Origin of the sequence: Paeniglutamicibacter psychrophenolicus (genome assembly GCF_030812255.1) — a bacterium.
Lineage (GTDB): Bacteria > Actinomycetota > Actinomycetes > Actinomycetales > Micrococcaceae > Paeniglutamicibacter > Paeniglutamicibacter psychrophenolicus_A.
The window spans coordinates 103,168-122,748 of record NZ_JAUSSH010000013.1 but is presented as its reverse complement, the minus strand read 5'-3'; the positions used below and the strand labels follow the sequence as shown (position 1 = coordinate 122,748).

The window sequence follows — 19,581 nt, the reverse complement described above, 5'->3', positions numbered from 1 at the left end:
CCAACAACGAAAAGGTGATAGGGTAGAACCCCGTGGTGCAACGTAATCTTTCTCGTGATTCCCGGTCGTCTGAAACGACAAAGCATATCTTCGTCACTGGTGGCGTGGCCTCTTCCCTCGGAAAGGGACTGACGGCTTCCAGCCTCGGTCATCTTCTTCGGGCACGTGGTCTCTCCGTCACCATGCAGAAGCTAGACCCGTATCTCAATGTGGATCCGGGCACAATGAACCCCTTCCAGCATGGCGAAGTCTTTGTCACCGACGACGGCGCCGAAACCGATCTCGACATCGGCCACTATGAGCGCTTCCTGGACGAAAACCTCACCGGCATGGCAAACGTGACCACCGGTCAGGTCTATTCCGAGGTCATCGAGAAGGAACGCCGCGGCGACTACCTCGGCGACACCGTGCAGGTCATCCCGCACATCACCGATGAGATCAAGCGCCGCATGCGCCTGCCGGCCACCGAGCCGGGCAAGGGCAAGAAGGCCCCCGACGTGATCATCACCGAAATCGGCGGCACCGTTGGCGACATCGAGTCCCAGCCGTTCCTCGAATCGGCCCGCCAGGTCCGCCAGGACATCGGCCGCAAGAACGTCTTCTTCGTCCACGTCTCCCTGGTGCCGTACATCGGCCCGAGCCAGGAGCTGAAGACCAAGCCGACCCAGCACTCCGTGGCCGCGCTGCGCTCCATCGGCATCCAGCCGGACGCGCTGGTCATCCGCTCGGACCGGGATATCCCGGACGAGATGCGCGTGAAGATCGGCCGCACCTGCGACGTCGATCCGGAAGCGGTCATCAACTGCGCCGACGCCCCGAGCATCTACGACATCCCCGTCGTGCTGCACTCCCAGGGCCTTGACGCGTACATCGTCCAGCACCTGGGCATGAAGTTCAAGGACGTGAACTGGTCCAAGTGGAACAAGCTGCTCGACGCGGTCCACAATCCCAAGCACCATCTGGAAATCGCGCTGGTCGGCAAGTACATCGACCTGCCCGACGCCTACCTCTCGGTCACCGAGGCCCTGCGTGCCGGCGGCTTCGCCAACAAGGCCAAGGTCCAGATCCGCTGGGTTCCCTCGGACGACTGCTCGACCGAGGCAGGTGCCAAGAAGGCCCTGGCCGGCGTGGACGCGATCTGCGTGCCCGGAGGTTTCGGCATCCGCGGTTTGGACGGCAAGCTTGGCGCCCTGAAGTATGCCCGTGAAACCGGGTTGCCGACCCTGGGCCTGTGCCTGGGCCTGCAGTCGATGGTCATCGAGTACGCCCGCAACGTCGTGGGCCTGGTCGATGCCTCGAGCACCGAGTTCGAGCCGGACTCCAAGCACCCGGTCATCGCGACCATGCAGGAGCAGCTGGACATCGTCGACGGCAAGGGCGACCTGGGCGGCACCATGCGCCTGGGCCTCTACGACGCGACCCTCGCCGAGGGCTCGGTCGTGGCTGCGACCTACGGCAAGACCGCGGTGGCCGAGCGCCACCGCCACCGCTACGAGGTGAACAACGCCTACCGCGAGCAGCTCGCGACGGCCGGGCTGGTCTTCTCCGGCACCTCGCCGGACGGCAAGCTGGTCGAGTTCGTGGAACTGCCCAAGGACGTACACCCGTACTACGTCTCCACGCAGGCCCACCCGGAGCTCTCCAGCCGCCCGACCCGGCCGCACCCGCTCTTCGCCGGGCTGGTCAAGGCCGGGCTGGAACACCAGAAGGCCGGCAAGTAGCATCATGGCCATGACAGACGGCGAGGCGCTGGGCGATACGTTCAGCCCTCGCCGCCTGCTTTCGTCCGAGACCGTCTACGACGGACGCATCTGGGACGTTGTGCAGGACACCTTTGAATTTGCGCCGGACACGGCGCCGCTGGTCCGCGACTACATCGACCACCCCGGCGCCGTTGCGGTGCTCGTGCTCAATGACGCCGACGAAGTGCTGATGATCAACCAGTACCGCCACCCGGTGCGCATGAACCTGTGGGAAATCCCCGCCGGACTCATGGACATCGAGGGCGAGGCGCCGCATTTGGCCGCCGCCCGCGAACTGGCCGAGGAAGCGGACCTGGTCGCCGCCGACTGGGCCGTGCTGGTCGACCTGTTCCTTTCCCCGGGGTCCTCGTCCGAGGCGATCCGCATCTACCTGGCCCGCAACGCGAGCCCGGTCCCGGAGCACGAACGCCACGAACGCACCGACGAGGAAGCCGACATGGCCATCGCCTGGGTTCCGCTGGACGAGGCCGTCGCCGGTGTCCTGGCCGGACGGATCCACAACCCCTCCGCAGTGGCGGGCCTGCTGGCCGCCGCCGCGGCACGCACCGGCGGCTACGCCTCGCTGCGCCGGGTCGATGTCCCGTTCGAGGCCCACCCGCGCCTGCGCTCCACCGAGCCACGGCTCTAAGGGGCACGGAACAGAACATGCAGACAGGAACCGACGATGCCACCGTGCGCCTTGGGGTGGTTCCCGAGACGGTTTCGCTGCCGCGCCCCGACGTGGCACCGACGGTGCGCATCCGCCCTGTCGACTCGACCCTGCGGCTGGAAACGGTTCCGGACCCGGTTTCGGTTCCCAACCCGGCCCCGGTTCCAGACCCGGTCCCGCAGCCAGGGCCGGATCCGGCGGACCTGCCCATCGGCAAGCACCTGGCCAGCTACCTGCAGCACCTGGCGGTGGAACGCGGCATGGCGCGGAACACCGTCAGCGCCTACCGGCGCGACCTGTACCGATACGCGGCCTACCTGCATGGCCAGGACGTGCATACCCCGGACGAGGTGACCCTGGGGCACCTGACCTCCTTCGCCCAGGCCGTGCGCGACGGGGCCGACGGTGCCGCACCGCTGAGCGCCCGCTCGGCCGCACGCACCATTGTCGCGGTGCGCGGCGTGCACAAGTTCTGGGAACTCGAAGGCCTGGCGCCCACCAATCCCGCCGTGGACCTGCACCCGCCGCAGGCCGGGCGCCGCCTGCCCAAGGCCATCTCCGTCGCCGAGGTCACCGCGATCCTTGACTCGGTCTCCATCGAGACCTCCGCCGGCCTGCGCGACAAGGCCATCCTGGAATTCCTGTACTCCACCGGCGCCCGCATCTCCGAGGCCGTGGGCCTGGACGTCGATGACCTGCACCTGGAACGCCCCGCAGATGGACCCGCGGTGGTCCGCCTCTTTGGCAAGGGCTCCAAGGAACGGATCGTGCCGCTGGGCTCGTACGCGATCGATGCCCTGAACGCCTACCTGGTCCGCGCACGACCCGAGCTGGTTGCCAAGGGCAAGGGCACCGCCGCGCTCTTCCTGAACCAACGCGGCGGTCGGCTCTCGCGCCAATCCGCCTGGACGGTGCTCACCAAGGCCGCCGAGCGGGCCGGCATCGAACAAGACGTCTCCCCGCACACCCTGCGCCACTCCTTCGCCACGCACCTGCTCGAGGGCGGGGCCGACGTGCGGGTGGTCCAGGAATTGCTGGGGCACGCCTCGGTCACCACCACGCAGGTCTACACGCTGGTCACGGCCGACACCCTGCGCGAAATCTACGCCGCGGCCCACCCGCGCGCGAACCTCTAAGGAAGCACCCCACCATGGCACAGGGCTTTGCGGAAACATCCACCCAAGTCGTCCTGTGCCTACCGATCCTGCGCGGGCTGACCGGCACCCAGGTGCTGCTGGGCCACAAGCAGCGCGGCTTCGGTGCCGGACGCGTCGTGGCTCCGGGCGGGAAGATCGAGCCGGGGGAGAACCCCGAGAATGCCGCGGTGCGCGAACTCTTCGAGGAAACTTCGCTGGTCGCGCAGGCCTCCTCCTTGGAACCGGCGGCGCGGGTCTTCTTCCGCTTTCCCGCCAGGCCGGCCGCAGACATGGACTGCACCGTCTTCCTCACCTCCGACTTCGCCGGCATGGCCGCGGCCTCGGAGGAGCTGGTCCCTGCCTGGTACCCGGTGGGGCACCTGCCGCTGGCGCGGATGTGGGACGACTCGGCGCTGTGGCTGGGCAGGCTGCTGGCGGGGGAGCGCTTCGACGCTCTGGTGGTGCTGAGCAAGGACAACGAATCGGTGGCCCGTTTTTCCACCATCGACTGGGCGGATAAAAGAATTCCTGCCACAACTGCAACCGAAGCCGGATTTCCGGACATTTCATAGCCAACAAGGGCCCGCATCTGTGGTGCCCTCGGGCGGCTACAGGGGGAGGGGCGTCGGTGGAGACACAGGCATCAGCGGCCGTGGAGGAATTGCACCGCCTGCATTCCAAGAACGTCTACAGGTACGTCTACCGCAGGATCGTCGACATCGAGACGTCCCGGCAAATCACCAACGACGCCTTCCGGCTGGCCTGGCAACGCGGCATCTCGCCCGGCGACGATGCGCTTCCATGGCTGTTGGTGACTGCCCGGAACCTTGTCGCCAACGAGCTGCGCTCCAGGGGGCGGGAACGGAACCTCGTGTTGAAGGCTGCGGCCGCCCGGCTCGCCGAACGCAGCGTCCGCGATTCCGGACTGGACGAACAGGTGCATGAGGTCCTGGACGAACTGCGTGCCAAGGACCGCGAGGTGCTCATCCTCGCCTACTGGGATGCGCTGCCGACCGCCGAGATCGCCGCGGTGCTGGAATGCTCGCACGAATCGGCGAAATCGCGGCTGTTCCGGGCCCGCAAGGCCTTTGAACGCAAGGCACCAACGAGCATGTTGAAGGGCGGCAGTTCCCATGGACAACATTGAGAAGCTAATTTCCGGCATCGATCCGGCCGAGCGCGACAACATCGGCGATCCGGGCCCGCTGCAACTCCACGACCCGGTCCCGGTCTTCAGCCAGCGGCCCGTACAGGTCAATCCGGGAAAATCCGGGGGCAAATGGCGGATCCTCGCGGCCGGAACGGTGATTGCCGCCGCGGCAGTCGGACTCGTTGTGTGGTCTCCATGGCAGGCCCCGACGGGAACAGGCCCAGCCGCGCCCACCCTTCCGGGCACGGGGAATCCCACCAGCGGTCCCTCGCCCAGCTCATCCGCGGACGGAACGGTGCTACCGCGCATCGATTACGGGCTGCCCAACTTCCTGGTCCCAGCCAGCCAAGACGTCTACTTCCAGGACTCGGCCGCCTGCAACGCCCTTGACCTGCGGACCCTGGACCTCGTGGACGCCAACGGAATCCGGACGAAACTGCCCGACAACGCCAACGCGTACCCCGTGATCGGCTGCGTTGATTCCCTGGCGACGATCCTGCGGTCGGACCTGGCCGAGGCCAACAACCCCACCGGTGAAGGTTCCGGCATCTGGCTAGCCCGTTGGAAGGACGGAACCTGGAGCATCACGGCAGATGACGACACGGGCATCAACGTCGTTGGCAGCATGCCCTTCTTCACCAACCCCCGGCTGCGGGCGCTGGACAATCCATCCGATCCCATCCTCAGGCCCGAACAGCTGCGAAAGCTCAAGGTCCTGGGACTTGACGGCACCGGCCTGGGCAAGCTCCTGGGGCCAGATGTGCCGTCCTGGATGGGCGCCAAGGCAACGGAGGAAAGGCACTCCTTCGGCAACGAATTGCTGAGGATGGACCATCCCGCGTGGGAAGAACGCGAGTGGAAGACGGATGGGATCGGCAACCCCAACGACGATCCAACGGTCGGCCCCAACGATGCGTACAGGTACGATCTGCTCTTCTACGACCTCCGGGGCAAAAGGTATTCAGTCTGACGAGCCTGGGAAAAGGCGCCGTGCAGGAGCCCACCGACTGCACCGAAACGGGATCCACCTACAAGCTCGACGGCGAATCACCCAGCGGGGTCCTCGCCGAGGCCGGGCCGCTGAAGCTGGCCCTGCGGACAGACACGGCACCCGATGGAAGCCGCCACTCGGTGGTCGGGCTCTATCCCACGGACCTCCCGTCCACCGGGAAGACCTGCGATGTGCGCTTCGGCGTCGACATCGGGGATCGCACCTTGATGCTCACCCAATGGAACGACCCCATGGGTTTCAAGAACCAAGGTGAAATCAACTCGTACCTGGGCTCGGTTGAATACGCCCAGGCCAAGGCGGTGGCCAAGTCCCTGGTCATCCAGGACCCGGGGTAGGTCCGCAACGCCATTCACCCGGCAGGCCGGTCGGGCGGCTTCGGCAGGGCGGCACCGACCTCGACGCCGGCTGCATCCGGGCCTGTCCATTGGGCCCGGCAACGGTACGCTCGGTCATGTCGGCATCTGCCGCGGCCCGCTTTCCAGCGGGCCAGGGACGCCGCGGCATCGCTTCGACTGCGCTGAGCGGGCAGCCGACGGCCAACGGGAGCAATCCCGGTGGCCGTCGGCCTGCGGCACGCCGACCGGTAACGCGCCGGTAATGCCCTCGGGGCCATACTCCTGTTGCCGCAACCGCCGCGCGGCTCGACACAGGAGCAGAACATGGTACTGCTGACATCACCCAGCCACGACCCGTTTGACGTGGGCGACCCCACCCGGGACCTCCCGGCGGGAATCGACATGCAGGCGCTTAAGCCGCACCTGGTCAACCTCTCGGACGGCCGATTCTCCAGTGGCGGGCAATTGCGCACGAGCCCCGAAGACATCCAGGCGATCTTCTCCAAGCACCTGCCCGAGTTCGTGGCCGCCAACGGAGGCCGGGATGTCCCGCTGCTGTTCTGGGCCCACGGGGGACTGGTGAACGAGACCGCCGGCATCACCGGTGCCGCTCGGCAAATCCCCTGGTGGAAGGCCAACGGGGTCTATCCGATCTTTTTCATCTGGGAAACTGGACTGTTCGACGCCATCGGTTCGCTGCTCGGCGCCCCGGTGCGCGATGTGCTCCGCGGGGTCCCGACCGAGCGCGGATTCCTCCAGGACGCGTGGAACAAGGCCTTCGAACTGCTCGCCCGCCCGCTGGGACCCAAGATCTGGGGCCAGATGAAGCTCAGTGCCGCCCAGGCAGTTTCCCACGACGGCGGGGCCCTGTATGTGGCCCGTGCGCTCGCCGACTACATCGGCCGCAACCCGCAGGCCCTCCGATTGCACGCGGCCGGACATTCGGCCGGATCGATCTTCCTGTCGCATTTCCTCTCGGCCTACTCCGACCTTGAACCGGAGGCAGGTTTCGATACCCTGAACCTCCTGGCCCCCGCCATCACCGTCGCTGACTTCAAGGCGCGGCTTGCCCCGCTGCTGGGCAGCGCCAACGGTGTGGAGCACCTGGCGATGTTCTCCATGAAGCGGGACCTGGAGGAAGCGGACAACGTCATCGGGGTCTACCAGCGCTCGCTGCTGTGCCTGATCCGCGCCTCCCTGGAGGTCCAACCCGGCACCCCGATCCTCGGCCTGGCCGAATCCGTGGCCGCGGATGCCCAGCTGACAGACCTTTTCGCCTCGGCGCGGGCGGAAGCGATCTGGTCGATAACCGCCGATGGCCCGAAATCCTCCCGCAGCTCCGCAGCCTCCCACCGGTCCTTCGACGAGGACCCGGACACCATGACCAGCGTGCTGTGCCGGGTGCTGGGCCGCGAAGACGTCATTTCCTACAGATCGGTGCGCCCATCCACGGAACCGGAGCCGGCAGCCGAACCCCAGCCCGCTCCCGCACCCGCGCCGGCGGTGCAGCACGCGGCCAGCACACCCCAGCGGGCAGGCGCCGGGGACAAATACGCCTTGTGCGTGGGCATCAACGACTTCGTGAACCTGCCGCGCGGCTCGTGGCTCAACGGCTGCGTCAACGACGCCAACGACTTCGCCGCAGTGCTGGGCGAGGGGTTCGGCTTCGCCGATGGCCAGATCGAGGTGCTCACCGACGCTGCGGCGACCAAGGAAGCGGTCATGGGACGCCTCGGCGAGGCCATGGACCGGGCCGAGTCCGACGGGCTCAAGCACCTGGTTTTCACCTTCTCCAGCCACGGCACCCAGATTCCCGACGCCACCGGGGACGAGGCCGACCAGGCCGACGAGGCCTTTGCCACCTACGACCTGAACCAGGCCGGGGACCAGTGGGACCCGGCCACCCTGATTTCCGACGACGAGCTGCATGCCCTCATTTCCCGGGCCGGGAGCGGCATGCTGGTGGAGGTCGTGCTGGACACCTGCCACAGCGGCGACGGCCTGAAGGCGCTGGATCTGCTGCCCGGGCGGCGCCCGCGGTTCCTGCCCCCGCCCACGCCGATCGGCCTTGACCTGACGGCCACCGCGGACCCGCGCGCCTTCCGCGACCTGGTGTCCCGCTCCGGTCGTGGCACCCGCCCGGTGCTGCTGGCCGGCTGCCGCTCCGACCAGACCTCCGCGGATGCGGTTTTCGACGGGCGCTACAACGGTGCCTTCACCTACTACCTGCTCGGGGAGCTGCGCACCGACCCCACCCGCAGCCGCCGGTCGATATTGGCCGCCGTCACCAAGTCGCTGGCCAAGGGCCGCTTCGACCAGCGCGCCCAGCTCGAGGGCCCGACCGCGGCCAAGTCCACCCCGTGGGGCAGCGCCTTCGCGGGTGCCGCGGGGTAAAGGTGGCAGCCCTTCTCCCGCACCGTGCCGGGGATCTGAGTCCGCTGGAGGTGCTGGCCCAGGGACCGCACTCGTTCACGACCGACGGGCGGTTGATGACCCAGCTCCTGCGGGTTCCCAGCGAGCGCCTGGTCTCCGGCCCGCTGGGTGCACGCCTCGAGGTGGTGGTGCTCGATTCGAGCGGGCGCCGGGAGAACCAGGTGCTGGGCGACGGCGACTGGGGTGCCCGCGACCTGGGGATCCCTAACCCGGAGGACCTGCCGCGCGACCGGCGCTTCCTGGCCCAGCAGGCATACGGGGTTGCCGCCGACACCCTGGAATCAGTTGAACGCGCGCTGGGCCGGCGCATGGGATGGGCCTCGGCGGGCAGGCTCCGGCTCTACGCCAACGACCCCATCGATTACCGCAACACCGGCTACACCCGAAGTGACTGCTCCATCAGGTTCGGGCTGATCGAGGATTCCCGGCACGCGGAGAAGCTGCCACTGGTGCTCTATCGGGACCTGGTCGCCCACGAGGTGGCCCACGCCGTCATCGACGGCTACCGTCCACGCTGGGCCGATGCCCTGGCCGGTGCCGACCAGCTTGCGCTGCATGAGGCGCTGGCAGACCTGCTGGCGATGCTGGGGGTCTTCACGGCGGTGCCGGTGGTCGAAGGAATCATTGCCGGCCAGCTGAAGGCCTCCGGGGCAACCCTGGAATCGATCGATTCGACACTGCTGGCCTCGGGGCTCTTCCGCTTTGCCGACAACCTGTTCAGCCGCGGCGGGGCGGGACGCAGCCCGATGTCGGGCAGTCCGCCGGCGGACTGGCGCTCGGACACGGAGCCGCATCGGCGGGCCGCCGGTGCGGTGCACGCTGTACTGGGAACCGTGCTGCGGCTGTGGCGGGCGGAACTGGGGAGGCCGGGCCGCCGGGCCAGTGTCTACCAGGTGGCCGCGGCCGGTTCCCGAATCGGGGAGCGGTTGCTGAACATGCTCCTTCGCGGGTTGGCATACATGCCGCCGGTGGATGTTCTCTGGGAGGACCTGTTGCGCGGGATCCTGGCCGCCGACGCCGTCGTTGTCCCGCGCGATGAGCACAACTACCGCGGCACCCTGCGCGCGTGCTTTGCCGAGGTTGGAATCGTCGCCGGAGCCGACGGCACCCTGGATGGCCTCTTCGGCCTGGGGGAGTTGAACTACCCGGTGCGGCTCTCGGCACTGGTTTCGGATTCCGACGAGGTGCTCCGTTTCATCTGGGACAACCCGCGGCTCATGGACGCGGCCAAATTGGATCCGGCGGGACGAATCGTGCTGGACCGGGTGCGGCCCAGCCAGCGCATCAGCCCCGACGGATTCGCCGTGTCCGAGATCGAGGTGTCCTTCGTCCAGGAACTGCGGCTGGATGCCGCCGCGGCCAGGAAGCGGGGATTGCGCAGCCGCTCGGCAGTGGTGTTGCGTGGCGGGGGACTTCTGCGGTTCGACGAAGGCGGGCGGCTGGCCTTTTCCGCGCTGAAGCCCGTGCTCGATGTCCAACGGCAGCAGGAACTGCTCGACGGGGCGGCCGATGCCCGCCTTGCCGCACGGCGGATCGGCGCCTCGTTGTTCCACCCGGCGGCGGAAACGCAACCGCACGGACGGTGAGGCGCGGGCCCCACGTCGAATCATTGGAGAATCTCCCCGCGTGCTCTTGACCTGCACCCGCTGTTGGCGGACGATTCGAATGGGAGCGAAGAAAGAAATGGTCCAGGGTACAGGGGCCAAGGGGGAGCTGTCCGTCATGGGCGATACGTCAAAGATGCCACAAGCCGGGTATTCGTTGCACCTGATGCCGCTGTGGGAGCTGCGGGACAACGGCATCAGGCTCCATGTGTGCCTGCGCGAGCAACGGCTGCTGGCCGTGCTGGCGATCCACGGACCGAGCAAGCGCGATCGGGTGGCAGGACTGCTGTGGCCCGAATCCTGCGACCGCTCGGCGCAGGACAACCTGCGCGTGAGCATCCACCATGTCACCCACTCCCTGCCCGGGATGCTCACCGTGGACAGGCATTCGGTGGGCATCTCCCCGACTGCACGGGTGGACCTGCACCGGGAGCGGGCAGCGCTCGAAGGCTTCGACGGGCAGGGGCGGACGCCCCGTCCACGCAACGAGCCACTGCTGATGGGCTGGTACGAGGACTGGGTCCTCGAAGAGCAGGCGGGGTTGTTGCAGGCCCGCACGGCGTACTGGCACCAGGTGGCCGCCCGCTGCCTGCGGCATGACGATTGCCGCGGCGCCGTGGAAGCGGCGGCCCGCGTGCTGCGCCTTGACATGCTGGACGAGGCGGCGCTGGAAATCATGGTCACCGCCCAACTCGCCCTGGGCCAGTCCATCTCGGCGATGGGGGCCATTGCCGCGTTCCGTCGCACGGCCCGCCATGAACTTGGAATGTCGGGTTCTCCGGCGCTGGACCGGCTCGAGGCCCGCGTGCGGGGTGCCACGATTGTCTCCCTGGCCGGGTTTCGCGGTGCCCCGGAACCGTTCAGGATCTGAGCGAAACCCGGGGGACGACACGCGGGCGGTGGAGAATCATGGCGAGGTAATGGGCGCGTAACTTCCCGATAACGGCGTGCCGTTTACGCTGAATCACCATCGTGGAGACGGGTGGGGGCCGCCAGGGGCTAGGGGGCGGTTCCGACACCGTGGGCGTCTGCCGTGGTGGGGTTCAGAATGGGAGAGAACCATGGAAGAGATCCACAAGGGCACCGACGTCGTCTTCGAGCGGCTGCTGGCCGCCCGGCGCGAGCAGGTCGTTGCCCTCCAAAAGGCGCAGGCCGAGGAACTGGCGGACATCGAGGCACGCGGGCAGGGCAGGCTGGCCGGCCTGAAGAAGTCGTTGCCCAAGGAGCTGGCTGCCTATCTGGCCAAGGCCGAGGAAGCGGAACCCAAGGCAACAGCCGCCGCAGCGAAGGACGCCGAAGCGGTGGCCGCCCGGCTGGCGGAGGCCGACCCGACCGAGTCCACCGCGCTGCAGCTGGTGCTGGGCAACGGCCCGGCAGCCGCGGCCGTGGGCTGGCTCAGCCCGTACTACGGAACCCTGCACGGCTCCGACGGATCGGTGTACTGGCAGGGCTACAACCCCGGGAACATCAACGCCTCGTGCTACGCCAACGGCGGTGGTTCGGGCATCTTCGGCACCGGCGCGGCATCGTTCTCGGTGTACATGGACTGGTGGTTCACCTTCAGGGCCCCGGAGAACCGCAACTATTCGCATCAGGTGTATGTGCCGTTCAACGGTTTCTACATCGTGCGCGCCGACGACGGATGGTTCGACTCGAAGGAAGCCAAGGTCAATATCTCGCTGACGGCGAGGGGCTACCAGTACAACTACAAGCCCGCGGGCAGCGCCAACGTGCTTTCGGTCGGCAACGACAACATCAACGTCAACGACCGTTTCGACGGCTGGCGCACGATGTACTATGCCGACCTCTTGGGCGCCGACCAGGCCTACCTGTTGGTGAGCGCGAGGCTCTACGTGTACGCGCGCGGCGGCGGTTCAACCGCCCAGCTGGACTTCTCCACCGGCAACGCCAACTACCTGGGCGTTCCGCTGGTCTACGTCAGCTGACGCCCGTCGGCGGCCGGTGCGGCGCAGGGCCCACAGCCCGGCGCCGCACCGGCCGCCGTTCCCCGCCATCCTTGTTGCACACCACCTCAGCACCACCGGCCGAAAAGGAACCACCATGAAGTACGAGAACCAACCCCTCTGCGTCCCGCGGACCCCGGCGCCCCGCCCGCTGCCCCCCGGAATGCCCTTCGAACGCGACCGCCTGCTGCGGGTCCTGGCCAACGTCTGGGTCAACGGCACCGAGCTGCACTACTTCCTCATCAACGGGCCAGAGCCCCAGCGCCAGGCCGTGCGCGACGCCTTCACCGAATGGAGGGGGCTGCCGCTGGGCCTGAAGTTCACCGAGACGACCAACCGCGCGGCCTCGGAGGTGCGCATCTCCTTCGATGCGGCCGACGGTTCCTGGTCCTACGTGGGCAGGGACGTGCTGGGCATCCCCAACACCCAGGCCACCATGAACTTCGGCTGGGATTTGACCGACGACTACGGGCACACCACCGCGCTACACGAAATCGGGCACACCCTGGGGCTGCCGCACGAGCACCAGAACCCGTTCTCCGGCATCCAGTGGGACGTGGAGAAGGTCTACGCCTATTTCACCGGTTCCCCGAACAACTGGTCCCGGGCACAGACCGAGTCCAACGTGCTGCACAAGTTCACCACCACCGAGGTTGATGGCTCGGCCTGGGACCCGGATTCGGTGATGGAGTACTGGTTCCCCGCCGGGCTGATCATCGAGCCGGCACAGTATGCCGCCGGGCTCATGCCCGCCGGCGGCCTGTCGGCGCAAGACATCGAGTGGGCCAAGAAGTTCTATCCCGGGCAGGCCCCGGGGCCGGAGGTGCTCGAGCCGTTCACCTCCCGCCCGCTGAGTCTGGGGCCGGGGGAGCAGGCCGACTTCGCCCTGGAACCGGAGCAATCGCGCCCCTACACGATCTCCACCTTCGGCGCCTCGGACGTGGTGATGGTGCTCTTCGAGGACGACGCCGGGACGCTGCGCTACCTGGGCGGGGACGACGACGGCGGGACCGGCCTGAACGCCAGGTTGCACCTGCGGCTGCTGGCCGGGCGACGCTACGTGGTGCGCCTGCGCCTGTACTGGGCAGGGGGATCGGGCTCGAGCGCAATCATGTACTGGTGACCGGTCCTGCCACCGGCGCAACACGCAAAAACGGGGTGCCGGGACCGCACTGGTCCCGGCACCCCGTTGCGGTGCTCCGGCGTGCGCCTATAGGGCGCGCTGCTCCGGGCCGTTGTAGGCCGAGAGCGGGCGGATCAGCGCGTTGGAGGCGCGCTGTTCGGCGATGTGCGCGGTCCAGCCGACAATGCGCGAGGCGATGAAGATCGGCGTGAACATGTCGGTGTCGAAGCCCATCAGGTGGTACGTCGGTCCCGCCGGGTAGTCGAGGTTCGGCTTGATGGCCTTGGCCTCGTCCATGGCGGCCTCCAGCCCGTCGTACAGGCCCAGCAGCTCGCCGCGGTCGTAGTATGCGACCATCTTGTCCAACGCGGCCTTCATGGTCGGAACCCGGGAATCGCCGTGCTTGTACACGCGGTGCCCGAAGCCCATGACCTTCTTCTTGGCCGCCAGGGCCTGCTCCATCCAGGCCTTGGCACGCGCGGCGGCATCCTCGCGGGATTCGTTCTTGTCGATCCCGATCTCCTGGAAGGTGTGCATGACCGCCTCGTTGGCGCCTCCGTGCAGCGGGCCCTTCAGCGCACCGATGGCGGCGGTAACGGCCGAATGCAGGTCCGATAGCGTGGAGGTGACCACGCGGGCGGTGAACGTGGAGGCGTTGAACGAGTGCTCCGCGTAGAGCACCATCGAGACCCGGAACGCGTCGACCACCTCGGGGGCGGCCTCCTCGCCGAAGGTCATCCACAGGAAGTTCTGCGAGTAGTCCAGGTCCTCCCGCGGCTCCACGACGCCCAGGCCGCGGCGGCGGCGCTGGTCGTAGGCGACAATCGCGGGGAACGCGGCAAAGAGTTCCTTGGCCTTGATGAACTCCGCCTCGGGGGAGGAATCCCCGGCCAGGGCATGGTTGGCGCCGATGACGGACACCGCGGTCCGGCCCACGTCCATCGGATGGCAATCCAGCGGCAGCAGGTCGATCGCGGCCTTGACGTTGGAGGCCAGGGCGCGCCCGGCGCGCTCGGCGGCCACGAAATCGGTGAGCTCGATTTCGCTGGGCAGCTCGCCGGTCCACAGCAGCAGGGCAACCTCTTCGAAGCTCTTGGACGCGGCCAGGTCCTGGACGGGGTATCCGCGGTAAAGCAGCGAATTCGTGTCCGGGTTGACCTTGGAAACGGCCGTGTAGTCGACAACGACCCCGGCCAGGCCCTTCTTGATCTCTGTTGTTTCAGTCATCGCTCGCTCCTGTTTCCTACAGATTCGCGTTGTTTGAGTGGATATCCAGGTCCGGAACCTGGAAATTGAAGATCCCGGTGTCAAAGCGGTTGTACGCCTCGTAATCAACCAGCTCGTACAGACGAGCACGCGTCAACATTGAATCTACCCGAGACTCCTGGGTTCCATGGGCAGCAATCGCGTCCAGGACCCGCTCGGCCTCGCCCATGGCGCTGCGCAGCAGGGTCACCGGGTAGATGACCATGGCCACGCCGGTGGCGGCCAGCTGTTCGCGGGTGAAAAGTTCGGATTTGCCGAACTCCGTCATGTTCGCCAGCACCGGGACATCCACGGCCTTGCACACCGCCTCGAATTCGGACAGGTCCTTCATGGCCTCGGGGAAGATGGCGTCCGCGCCGGCATCCACCAGGGCCTTGGCCCGGTTGACGACGGCACCCAGGCCCTCGACGCCACGCACGTCGGTGCGCGCCATGACCAGGAAGTTCGGATCGCGCCGCGCGTCGGCGGCGGCGGCAATGCGCTTGACCATGGTGTCCAGGTCCACGACGTTCTTGCCGTCCAGGTGGCCGCAGCGCTTGGGGTTGAACTGGTCCTCGATGTGGCAACCGGCCAGGCCCGCGTGCTCGAGTTCCTGGATGGTGCGGGCCACGTTCATGGGCTCGCCGAAGCCGGTGTCGGCATCGACCAGGGCCGGCAGGTCCGTCATCCGGGCGATCTGCCCGGCGCGCGTGGCGACCTCGGTGAGTGTGGTCAGACCGATGTCCGGCAGTCCCAGGTCGTTGGCCAGCACGGCGCCGGAGATGTAGACGCCGTCGAAGCCCTTTTCCGCGATCAGCCGGGCCGAAAGCGGGTTGAAGGCCCCCGGGAACTGGCGCGCGGTTCCCGGCACGAGCATCTCACGCAGGGCCGCGCGCTTCTGCTCGGGGGTGACGCTCGAGTACAACATCTAGAACAGTCCCTTCGGGGCGGCGGCGAGGTCGATGACGCCCGGTGCCGCAAGGATGTTCAGCTGGTCCAGCTCGCCGGCACCCAGCTTCTCCAGGTTCTCGGCCGCCGCGATGAAGCGGTCGATTTCGTCGTCCTCCACCAGGCCGGCGGCCAGGGTGCGGAACTTGTTGATGTACTGCTCGCGGGCGAACGGGCGGGCGCCGAGCGGGTGCGCGTCGGCCACGGCGATCTCGTCGGTGACCACGGTGCCGTCGGCCAGGGTGATGACCACGGTGCCGCCGAAGGCCTTTTCGCTGATGTCCAGCGAATGGTAGCGGCGGGTCCACTCCGCGTCTTCCTCGGTGGTGACCTTGTTCCACAGTTCGACCGTGTCCGGCCGGCCGGCACGCTCCGGGGAGTATGAATCGACGTGGTGCCAGGAGCCGTCCTGCAGGGCCACGGCGAAGATGTACGGGATCGAGTGGTCCAGGGTCTCGCGCGAGGCGGTCGGGTCGTATTTCTGCGGGTCGTTGGCGCCCGAGCCGATCACGTAGTGCGTGTGGTGGGAGGTCTTGATCAGGATGGAGGCGACGTTCTTCGGGTCGGTGGCCTCGGGGTGTTCGCGGTTCAGCTTGCGGGCCAGGTCGATCCAGGCCTGCGCCTGGTACTCGGCCGAGTGCTCCTTGGTGTAGGTGTCGAGGATCGCGCGCTTGGCCTCGCCGGACGCGGGCAGCGGCACGGTGTAGGCGGCGTCCGGGCCGTCCAGCAGCCAGGCGATGACGCCGTCCTCGCCCTCGTAGATCGGCACCGGGGAGGTCTGGCCGCGCATCGCGCGGTCGGCCGCCTCCACGGCCATCTTGCCGGCGAAGGCCGGGGCGTGGGCCTTCCAGGTGGAGATCTCGCCCTTGCGCGACTGGCGGGTGGCGGTGGTGGTGTGCAGGCCCTGGCCGACGGCCTGGAAAATGGTTTCGACATCCAGTCCAAGCAGGGTGCCGATGCCGGCGGCGGCCGAGGGGCCCAGGTGCGCGACGTGGTCGATCTTGTGCTTGTGCAGGCAGATGGCCTTGACCAGGTCGACCTGGATCTCGTATCCGGTGGCGATCCCGCGGATCAGGTCCTTGCCGCTGGCGCCGGTGTGCTGGGCGACGGCCAGGATCGGCGGGATGTTGTCGCCCGGGTGGGAGTAGTCGGCGGCCAGGAAGGTGTCGTGGTAGTCGAGCTCGCGCACCGCCACGCCGTTGGCCCAGGCTGCCCATTCGGGGGAGACCTTCCCGGAAATCCCGAAGACCGAGGCACCCTGGCCGCCGGTGGACGGGGCATGGGTCAGGGCCTGGGCGCGGGCCGCAACGATCGGGCCGCGGTTCAGCGAGGCGATGGCCACCGAGGCGTTGTCGATGACGCGGTTGATGATCATCTCGGTGACCTCCGCGGGGACCTCGACGGGGTCGGCGGCGACCACGGCGATCTTGTGCGCGAGCTGGTCCTCGTGGGCCAGGTTTTCTTCACTGCGGTACACGCGTACTGGGTGGTTGATCATTTAGGTGTCCTCTCGGGTGCCGGAATGGGCTTTGATGTGTTCAAGGCTGTGGTGCAGGTGCAACTGGGTGGCCGCCGCGGCGATGTCGGGGTTTCGGGCGGCAATGCCCTCGGCGATCGCTGCGTGCTCGAGCGCCGAGACGGCCAGGCGTGCGGGATCGTCCTGGGCCAGGCGGCGGACCCGGGCCAGGTGCACGCGCAGGGAGCGCAACGACTGCTGGATGTAGGGGTTGGCCACCGCGGCGTCGATGCGGCCATCGAGCTCGGCGGCCAGGTGGTAGAAGGATTCCCGGGATTCCGGATCAGCGCCCTTCCCTGCCTCCAGGAAGCGGGTGCGCAGCTCGGTGAAAACCGCCGGGTCCGCGCGGCGTGCGGCAATCCGGGCGGATTCGATCTCCAAGGCGCGGCGCAGGGCGAAGAGGTCATCGACGTGTTCGAGCGAGACGTCCGAGACGACGGCGCCGCGTCCGCGCTGCTGCACGGCCAGTCCGTCGGCCACCAGCCGGGCCAGGGCCTCGCGCAGCGGGGTGCGTGAGACGCCCAGGCGTTCGGCCTGCTCGACCTCGCCCAGCACGGCACCGGGACGCAACCGCCATTCGACGATGTCCGTCCGCAGCTCCTCATAGGCCTTGTCGCTTGCTCTCATGACATCAACTGTATACAGAAATTGCCAAATGTCACGTCCAATTCGAAAGAATGCGGCCAAATTTTCGTTACATGTATACACGACTCTTGAAATTTCGTGGTGCGGGTCATAAGCTCGACTCCACCCGAACAAACCCCCAGACCCGAACGGATGGACGGTTCGCATGGCACCTTCCTACGCGCAGACCTTTGCCGAATCCACCAGCGACCCGGCGGCCTTCTGGCTCAAGGCCGCCACCTCGATCGACTGGGAACGGGCGCCGGCCACCGGACTCGACTCCAGCCGCGCCCCGATCAACGCCTGGTTCCCCGACGGGATGCTCAACGTCTGCCACAACGCACTGGACCGCCACGTGGCCGCCGGCCGCGGGGATGCCACCGCCCTGGTCTACGACTCCGCGCTCCTGGGCATCCAGGAACGCTACAGCTATGCCGACTTGCTGGATCGGGTCGCGCGCTTCGCCGGCGTCCTGCGCGGGCAGGGAATCGGCCTGGGGGACCGGGTACTGATCTACCTGCCGATGATCCCGCAGGCCCACATCGCGATGCTCGCCTGCGCCCGCATCGGCGCCATCCACTCGGTGGTCTTTGGCGGCTTCGCGCCCAAGGAACTGGCCGCACGCATCGACGACGCGACCCCGGTTGCCATCATCACCGCCACCGGCGGCATCGAGCCCTCGCGCCGCATCGAATACCTGCCGGCCGTCAACGAAGCCATCGCCATGGCCACGCACAAGATCCGCACCGTCATCGTCGCCCACCGCGACGGCTTCGAGCACTCCCTGGCCGAGTTCGCCGGGACGGGCACCCCCTGGCACGACTGGGACGAACTCGTCTCCTCGGCCACCGCCGCCGCGGCCGTCCCGGTGCCCTCGACCCACCCGCTGTACATCCTGTACACCTCCGGAACCACCGGATCGCCCAAGGGCGTGGTGCGGGACTCGGGAGGCTACGCGGTGGCCATGGACTACTCGATGCGCACCGTCTACGGGGTGGGGCCCGGCTCCACCATGCTCACCGCCTCGGATGTGGGCTGGGTCGTGGGCCACTCCTACATCGTCTACGGGCCGCTGATCGCCGGCGCCACCACGGTGCTCTACGAGGGCAAACCCGTGGGCACCCCCGATGCCGGGGCCTTCTGGCGGCTCATCGAGGACCACCAGGTCGACACCTTCTTCACCGCACCCACCGCGCTGCGGGCCATCCGCAAGGCCGACCCCCAGGCCGCGCTGCTGGCCGGGCACGACATCACTTCCCTGCGCCACTTCTTCGTGGCCGGCGAACGCCTGGACCCTGACACCTACGCCTGGGCGCGGGAGAAGCTCGGGGTGCCGGTGATCGACAACTGGTGGCAGACCGAGACCGGGTGGCCCATCGCCTCGAACTGCGTGGGCCTGGAAACCCTCGAACCCAAGGCCGGCTCTCCCACGGTCCCGGTGCCCGGCTACGACGTGCGGATCCTCGACGGGCTCGGCGCCGAGCTGGGGCCGGGCGAGGAGGGGAACATCGCCATCAAGCTGCCGCTGCCCCCGGGCACCCTGGCCACGCTCTGGGGCAACGACGAGCGCTTCATCGCCACCTACCTGGAGCAGTTCCCCGGGCACTACGCCACCGGGGACTCCGGGTACCTGGATGAGGACGGCTACCTCTTCGTCATGGGACGGACCGACGACGTCATCAACGTCTCGGGCCACCGGCTGTCCACCGGTGCCATGGAACAGGTGCTCGGCTCCCACCCGGCGGTCGCCGAATGCGCCGTGATCGGCGTGGCGGACGAGCTCAAGGGCCAGCGCCCCAGCGGCTACGTGGTGCTCAAGAGCGGCACCCGGATCACCGAGGAGCAACTGCGCGGCGAGCTGGTGTCCATGGTGCGCGCGCACATCGGACCGGTCGCGGACTTCCGCGAGGTGCGCATCGTCGCGGCGCTGCCCAAGACCCGCTCGGGCAAGATCCTGCGCAAGACCATGCGGCAGATCGCCGACGGCAAGCCATACGCGGTGCCCTCCACCATCGAGGATCCGGGCGTCATCGAGGACCTGCTCCCGTTCCTGCGCCCCGCCCGCTAACCAGGTGGCCG

The 19,581-nt window shown here is 67.8% G+C and carries 17 protein-coding genes; 13 read left to right on the top strand and 4 right to left on the bottom strand.

Annotation, left to right across the window (positions count from 1 at the left end):
* Positions 1–32: 32 nt before the first annotated feature.
* The 12 genes from J2T21_RS16195 to J2T21_RS16140 all read left to right on the top strand — a co-directional run bounded on the left by J2T21_RS16195 (position 33) and on the right by J2T21_RS16140 (position 13,169).
* Positions 33–1,721: a CTP synthase gene (locus J2T21_RS16195; protein WP_307582705.1), complete on the top strand. Its 1,689-nt coding sequence runs from the start codon at positions 33–35 to the stop codon at positions 1,719–1,721.
* Positions 1,722–1,725: 4 nt separating this feature from the next.
* Entirely contained in the window at positions 1,726–2,391 is a 666-nt protein-coding gene (locus J2T21_RS16190; RefSeq protein ID WP_307582703.1) for an NUDIX domain-containing protein, read from the top strand.
* 17 nt (positions 2,392–2,408) lie between these two features.
* Positions 2,409–3,548 carry a site-specific tyrosine recombinase XerD gene (gene xerD, locus J2T21_RS16185; protein WP_307582701.1) on the top strand — a complete coding sequence of 380 codons (1,140 nt, stop codon included), beginning with the start codon at positions 2,409–2,411 and terminating at the stop codon, positions 3,546–3,548.
* 14 nt (positions 3,549–3,562) lie between these two features.
* On the top strand, positions 3,563–4,120 hold the full coding sequence (locus tag J2T21_RS16180; RefSeq protein WP_307582699.1) for an 8-oxo-dGTP diphosphatase: 558 nt from the start codon (positions 3,563–3,565) through the stop codon (positions 4,118–4,120).
* A gap of 56 nt (positions 4,121–4,176) precedes the next feature.
* Positions 4,177–4,695 carry an RNA polymerase sigma factor gene (locus J2T21_RS16175; protein ID WP_307582697.1) on the top strand — a complete coding sequence of 173 codons (519 nt, stop codon included), beginning with the start codon at positions 4,177–4,179 and terminating at the stop codon, positions 4,693–4,695.
* A complete protein-coding gene (locus tag J2T21_RS16170; protein ID WP_307582695.1) occupies positions 4,682–5,668 on the top strand; it encodes a hypothetical protein in 987 nt (328 codons plus the stop codon). The genes J2T21_RS16175 and J2T21_RS16170 overlap by 14 nt, the downstream gene beginning before the upstream one ends.
* Positions 5,669–5,688: 20 nt before the next feature.
* Positions 5,689–6,045 carry a hypothetical protein gene (locus tag J2T21_RS16165; RefSeq protein ID WP_307582693.1) on the top strand — a complete coding sequence of 119 codons (357 nt, stop codon included), beginning with the start codon at positions 5,689–5,691 and terminating at the stop codon, positions 6,043–6,045.
* 324 nt (positions 6,046–6,369) lie between these two features.
* Entirely contained in the window at positions 6,370–8,439 is a 2,070-nt protein-coding gene (locus J2T21_RS16160; RefSeq protein WP_307582692.1) for a caspase family protein, read from the top strand.
* Between the two features lie 2 nt (positions 8,440–8,441).
* Positions 8,442–10,064: a hypothetical protein gene (locus tag J2T21_RS16155; protein ID WP_307582691.1), complete on the top strand. Its 1,623-nt coding sequence runs from the start codon at positions 8,442–8,444 to the stop codon at positions 10,062–10,064.
* Positions 10,065–10,161: 97 nt separating this feature from the next.
* Complete coding sequence (locus J2T21_RS16150) at positions 10,162–10,953, top strand: AfsR/SARP family transcriptional regulator (RefSeq protein ID WP_307582689.1); 792 nt, start codon at positions 10,162–10,164, stop codon at positions 10,951–10,953.
* 190 nt (positions 10,954–11,143) lie between these two features.
* Entirely contained in the window at positions 11,144–12,028 is an 885-nt protein-coding gene (locus tag J2T21_RS16145) for a hypothetical protein (protein WP_307582688.1), read from the top strand.
* A gap of 115 nt (positions 12,029–12,143) precedes the next feature.
* A complete protein-coding gene (locus J2T21_RS16140) occupies positions 12,144–13,169 on the top strand; it encodes a M12 family metallopeptidase (RefSeq protein WP_307582686.1) in 1,026 nt (341 codons plus the stop codon).
* Between the two features lie 87 nt (positions 13,170–13,256).
* Here the strand turns inward: J2T21_RS16140 and J2T21_RS16135 are convergent, their stop codons facing one another.
* From J2T21_RS16135 to J2T21_RS16120, 4 genes are read right to left on the bottom strand one after another with little or no spacing between them, the layout of a single operon-like run.
* The gene (locus J2T21_RS16135; protein ID WP_307582684.1) at positions 13,257–14,396 is read right to left on the bottom strand and encodes a bifunctional 2-methylcitrate synthase/citrate synthase; all 1,140 of its coding nucleotides are present in this window, start codon (positions 14,394–14,396) and stop codon (positions 13,257–13,259) included.
* A gap of 16 nt (positions 14,397–14,412) precedes the next feature.
* Positions 14,413–15,342, bottom strand: a complete 930-nt coding sequence (gene prpB, locus J2T21_RS16130; RefSeq protein WP_307582683.1) for a methylisocitrate lyase — start codon at positions 15,340–15,342, stop codon at positions 14,413–14,415.
* Positions 15,343–16,860 (bottom strand): MmgE/PrpD family protein, encoded by a 1,518-nt coding sequence (locus J2T21_RS16125; protein ID WP_307582681.1) that lies wholly within the window; start codon positions 16,858–16,860, stop codon positions 15,343–15,345.
* A complete protein-coding gene (locus J2T21_RS16120; RefSeq protein WP_071216905.1) occupies positions 16,861–17,505 on the bottom strand; it encodes a GntR family transcriptional regulator in 645 nt (214 codons plus the stop codon). It abuts the gene before it with no gap.
* A gap of 163 nt (positions 17,506–17,668) precedes the next feature.
* Here J2T21_RS16120 and J2T21_RS16115 point away from each other — a divergent pair, with 163 nt between their 5' ends.
* Positions 17,669–19,570, top strand: a complete 1,902-nt coding sequence (locus J2T21_RS16115) for an AMP-binding protein (RefSeq protein WP_307582679.1) — start codon at positions 17,669–17,671, stop codon at positions 19,568–19,570.
* Positions 19,571–19,581 lie beyond the last annotated feature (11 nt).

What these genes read in the sequence shown, in the direction of transcription:
- J2T21_RS16190 (WP_307582703.1), top strand. Translation starts at nt 1,726, where the DNA reads ATGGCCATGACAGACGGCGAGGCGCTGGGCGATACGTTCAGCCCTCGC.
- xerD (WP_307582701.1), top strand. Translation starts at nt 2,409, where the DNA reads ATGCAGACAGGAACCGACGATGCCACCGTGCGCCTTGGGGTGGTTCCC.
- J2T21_RS16180 (WP_307582699.1), top strand. Translation starts at nt 3,563, where the DNA reads ATGGCACAGGGCTTTGCGGAAACATCCACCCAAGTCGTCCTGTGCCTA.
- J2T21_RS16170 (WP_307582695.1), top strand. Translation starts at nt 4,682, where the DNA reads ATGGACAACATTGAGAAGCTAATTTCCGGCATCGATCCGGCCGAGCGC.
- J2T21_RS16160 (WP_307582692.1), top strand. Translation starts at nt 6,370, where the DNA reads ATGGTACTGCTGACATCACCCAGCCACGACCCGTTTGACGTGGGCGAC.
- J2T21_RS16150 (WP_307582689.1), top strand. Translation starts at nt 10,162, where the DNA reads ATGGTCCAGGGTACAGGGGCCAAGGGGGAGCTGTCCGTCATGGGCGAT.
- J2T21_RS16145 (WP_307582688.1), top strand. Translation starts at nt 11,144, where the DNA reads ATGGAAGAGATCCACAAGGGCACCGACGTCGTCTTCGAGCGGCTGCTG.
- J2T21_RS16140 (WP_307582686.1), top strand. Translation starts at nt 12,144, where the DNA reads ATGAAGTACGAGAACCAACCCCTCTGCGTCCCGCGGACCCCGGCGCCC.
- J2T21_RS16135 (WP_307582684.1), bottom strand. Translation starts at nt 14,396, where the DNA reads ATGACTGAAACAACAGAGATCAAGAAGGGCCTGGCCGGGGTCGTTGTC.
- prpB (WP_307582683.1), bottom strand. Translation starts at nt 15,342, where the DNA reads ATGTTGTACTCGAGCGTCACCCCCGAGCAGAAGCGCGCGGCCCTGCGT.
- J2T21_RS16125 (WP_307582681.1), bottom strand. Translation starts at nt 16,860, where the DNA reads ATGATCAACCACCCAGTACGCGTGTACCGCAGTGAAGAAAACCTGGCC.
- J2T21_RS16120 (WP_071216905.1), bottom strand. Translation starts at nt 17,505, where the DNA reads ATGAGAGCAAGCGACAAGGCCTATGAGGAGCTGCGGACGGACATCGTC.
- J2T21_RS16115 (WP_307582679.1), top strand. Translation starts at nt 17,669, where the DNA reads ATGGCACCTTCCTACGCGCAGACCTTTGCCGAATCCACCAGCGACCCG.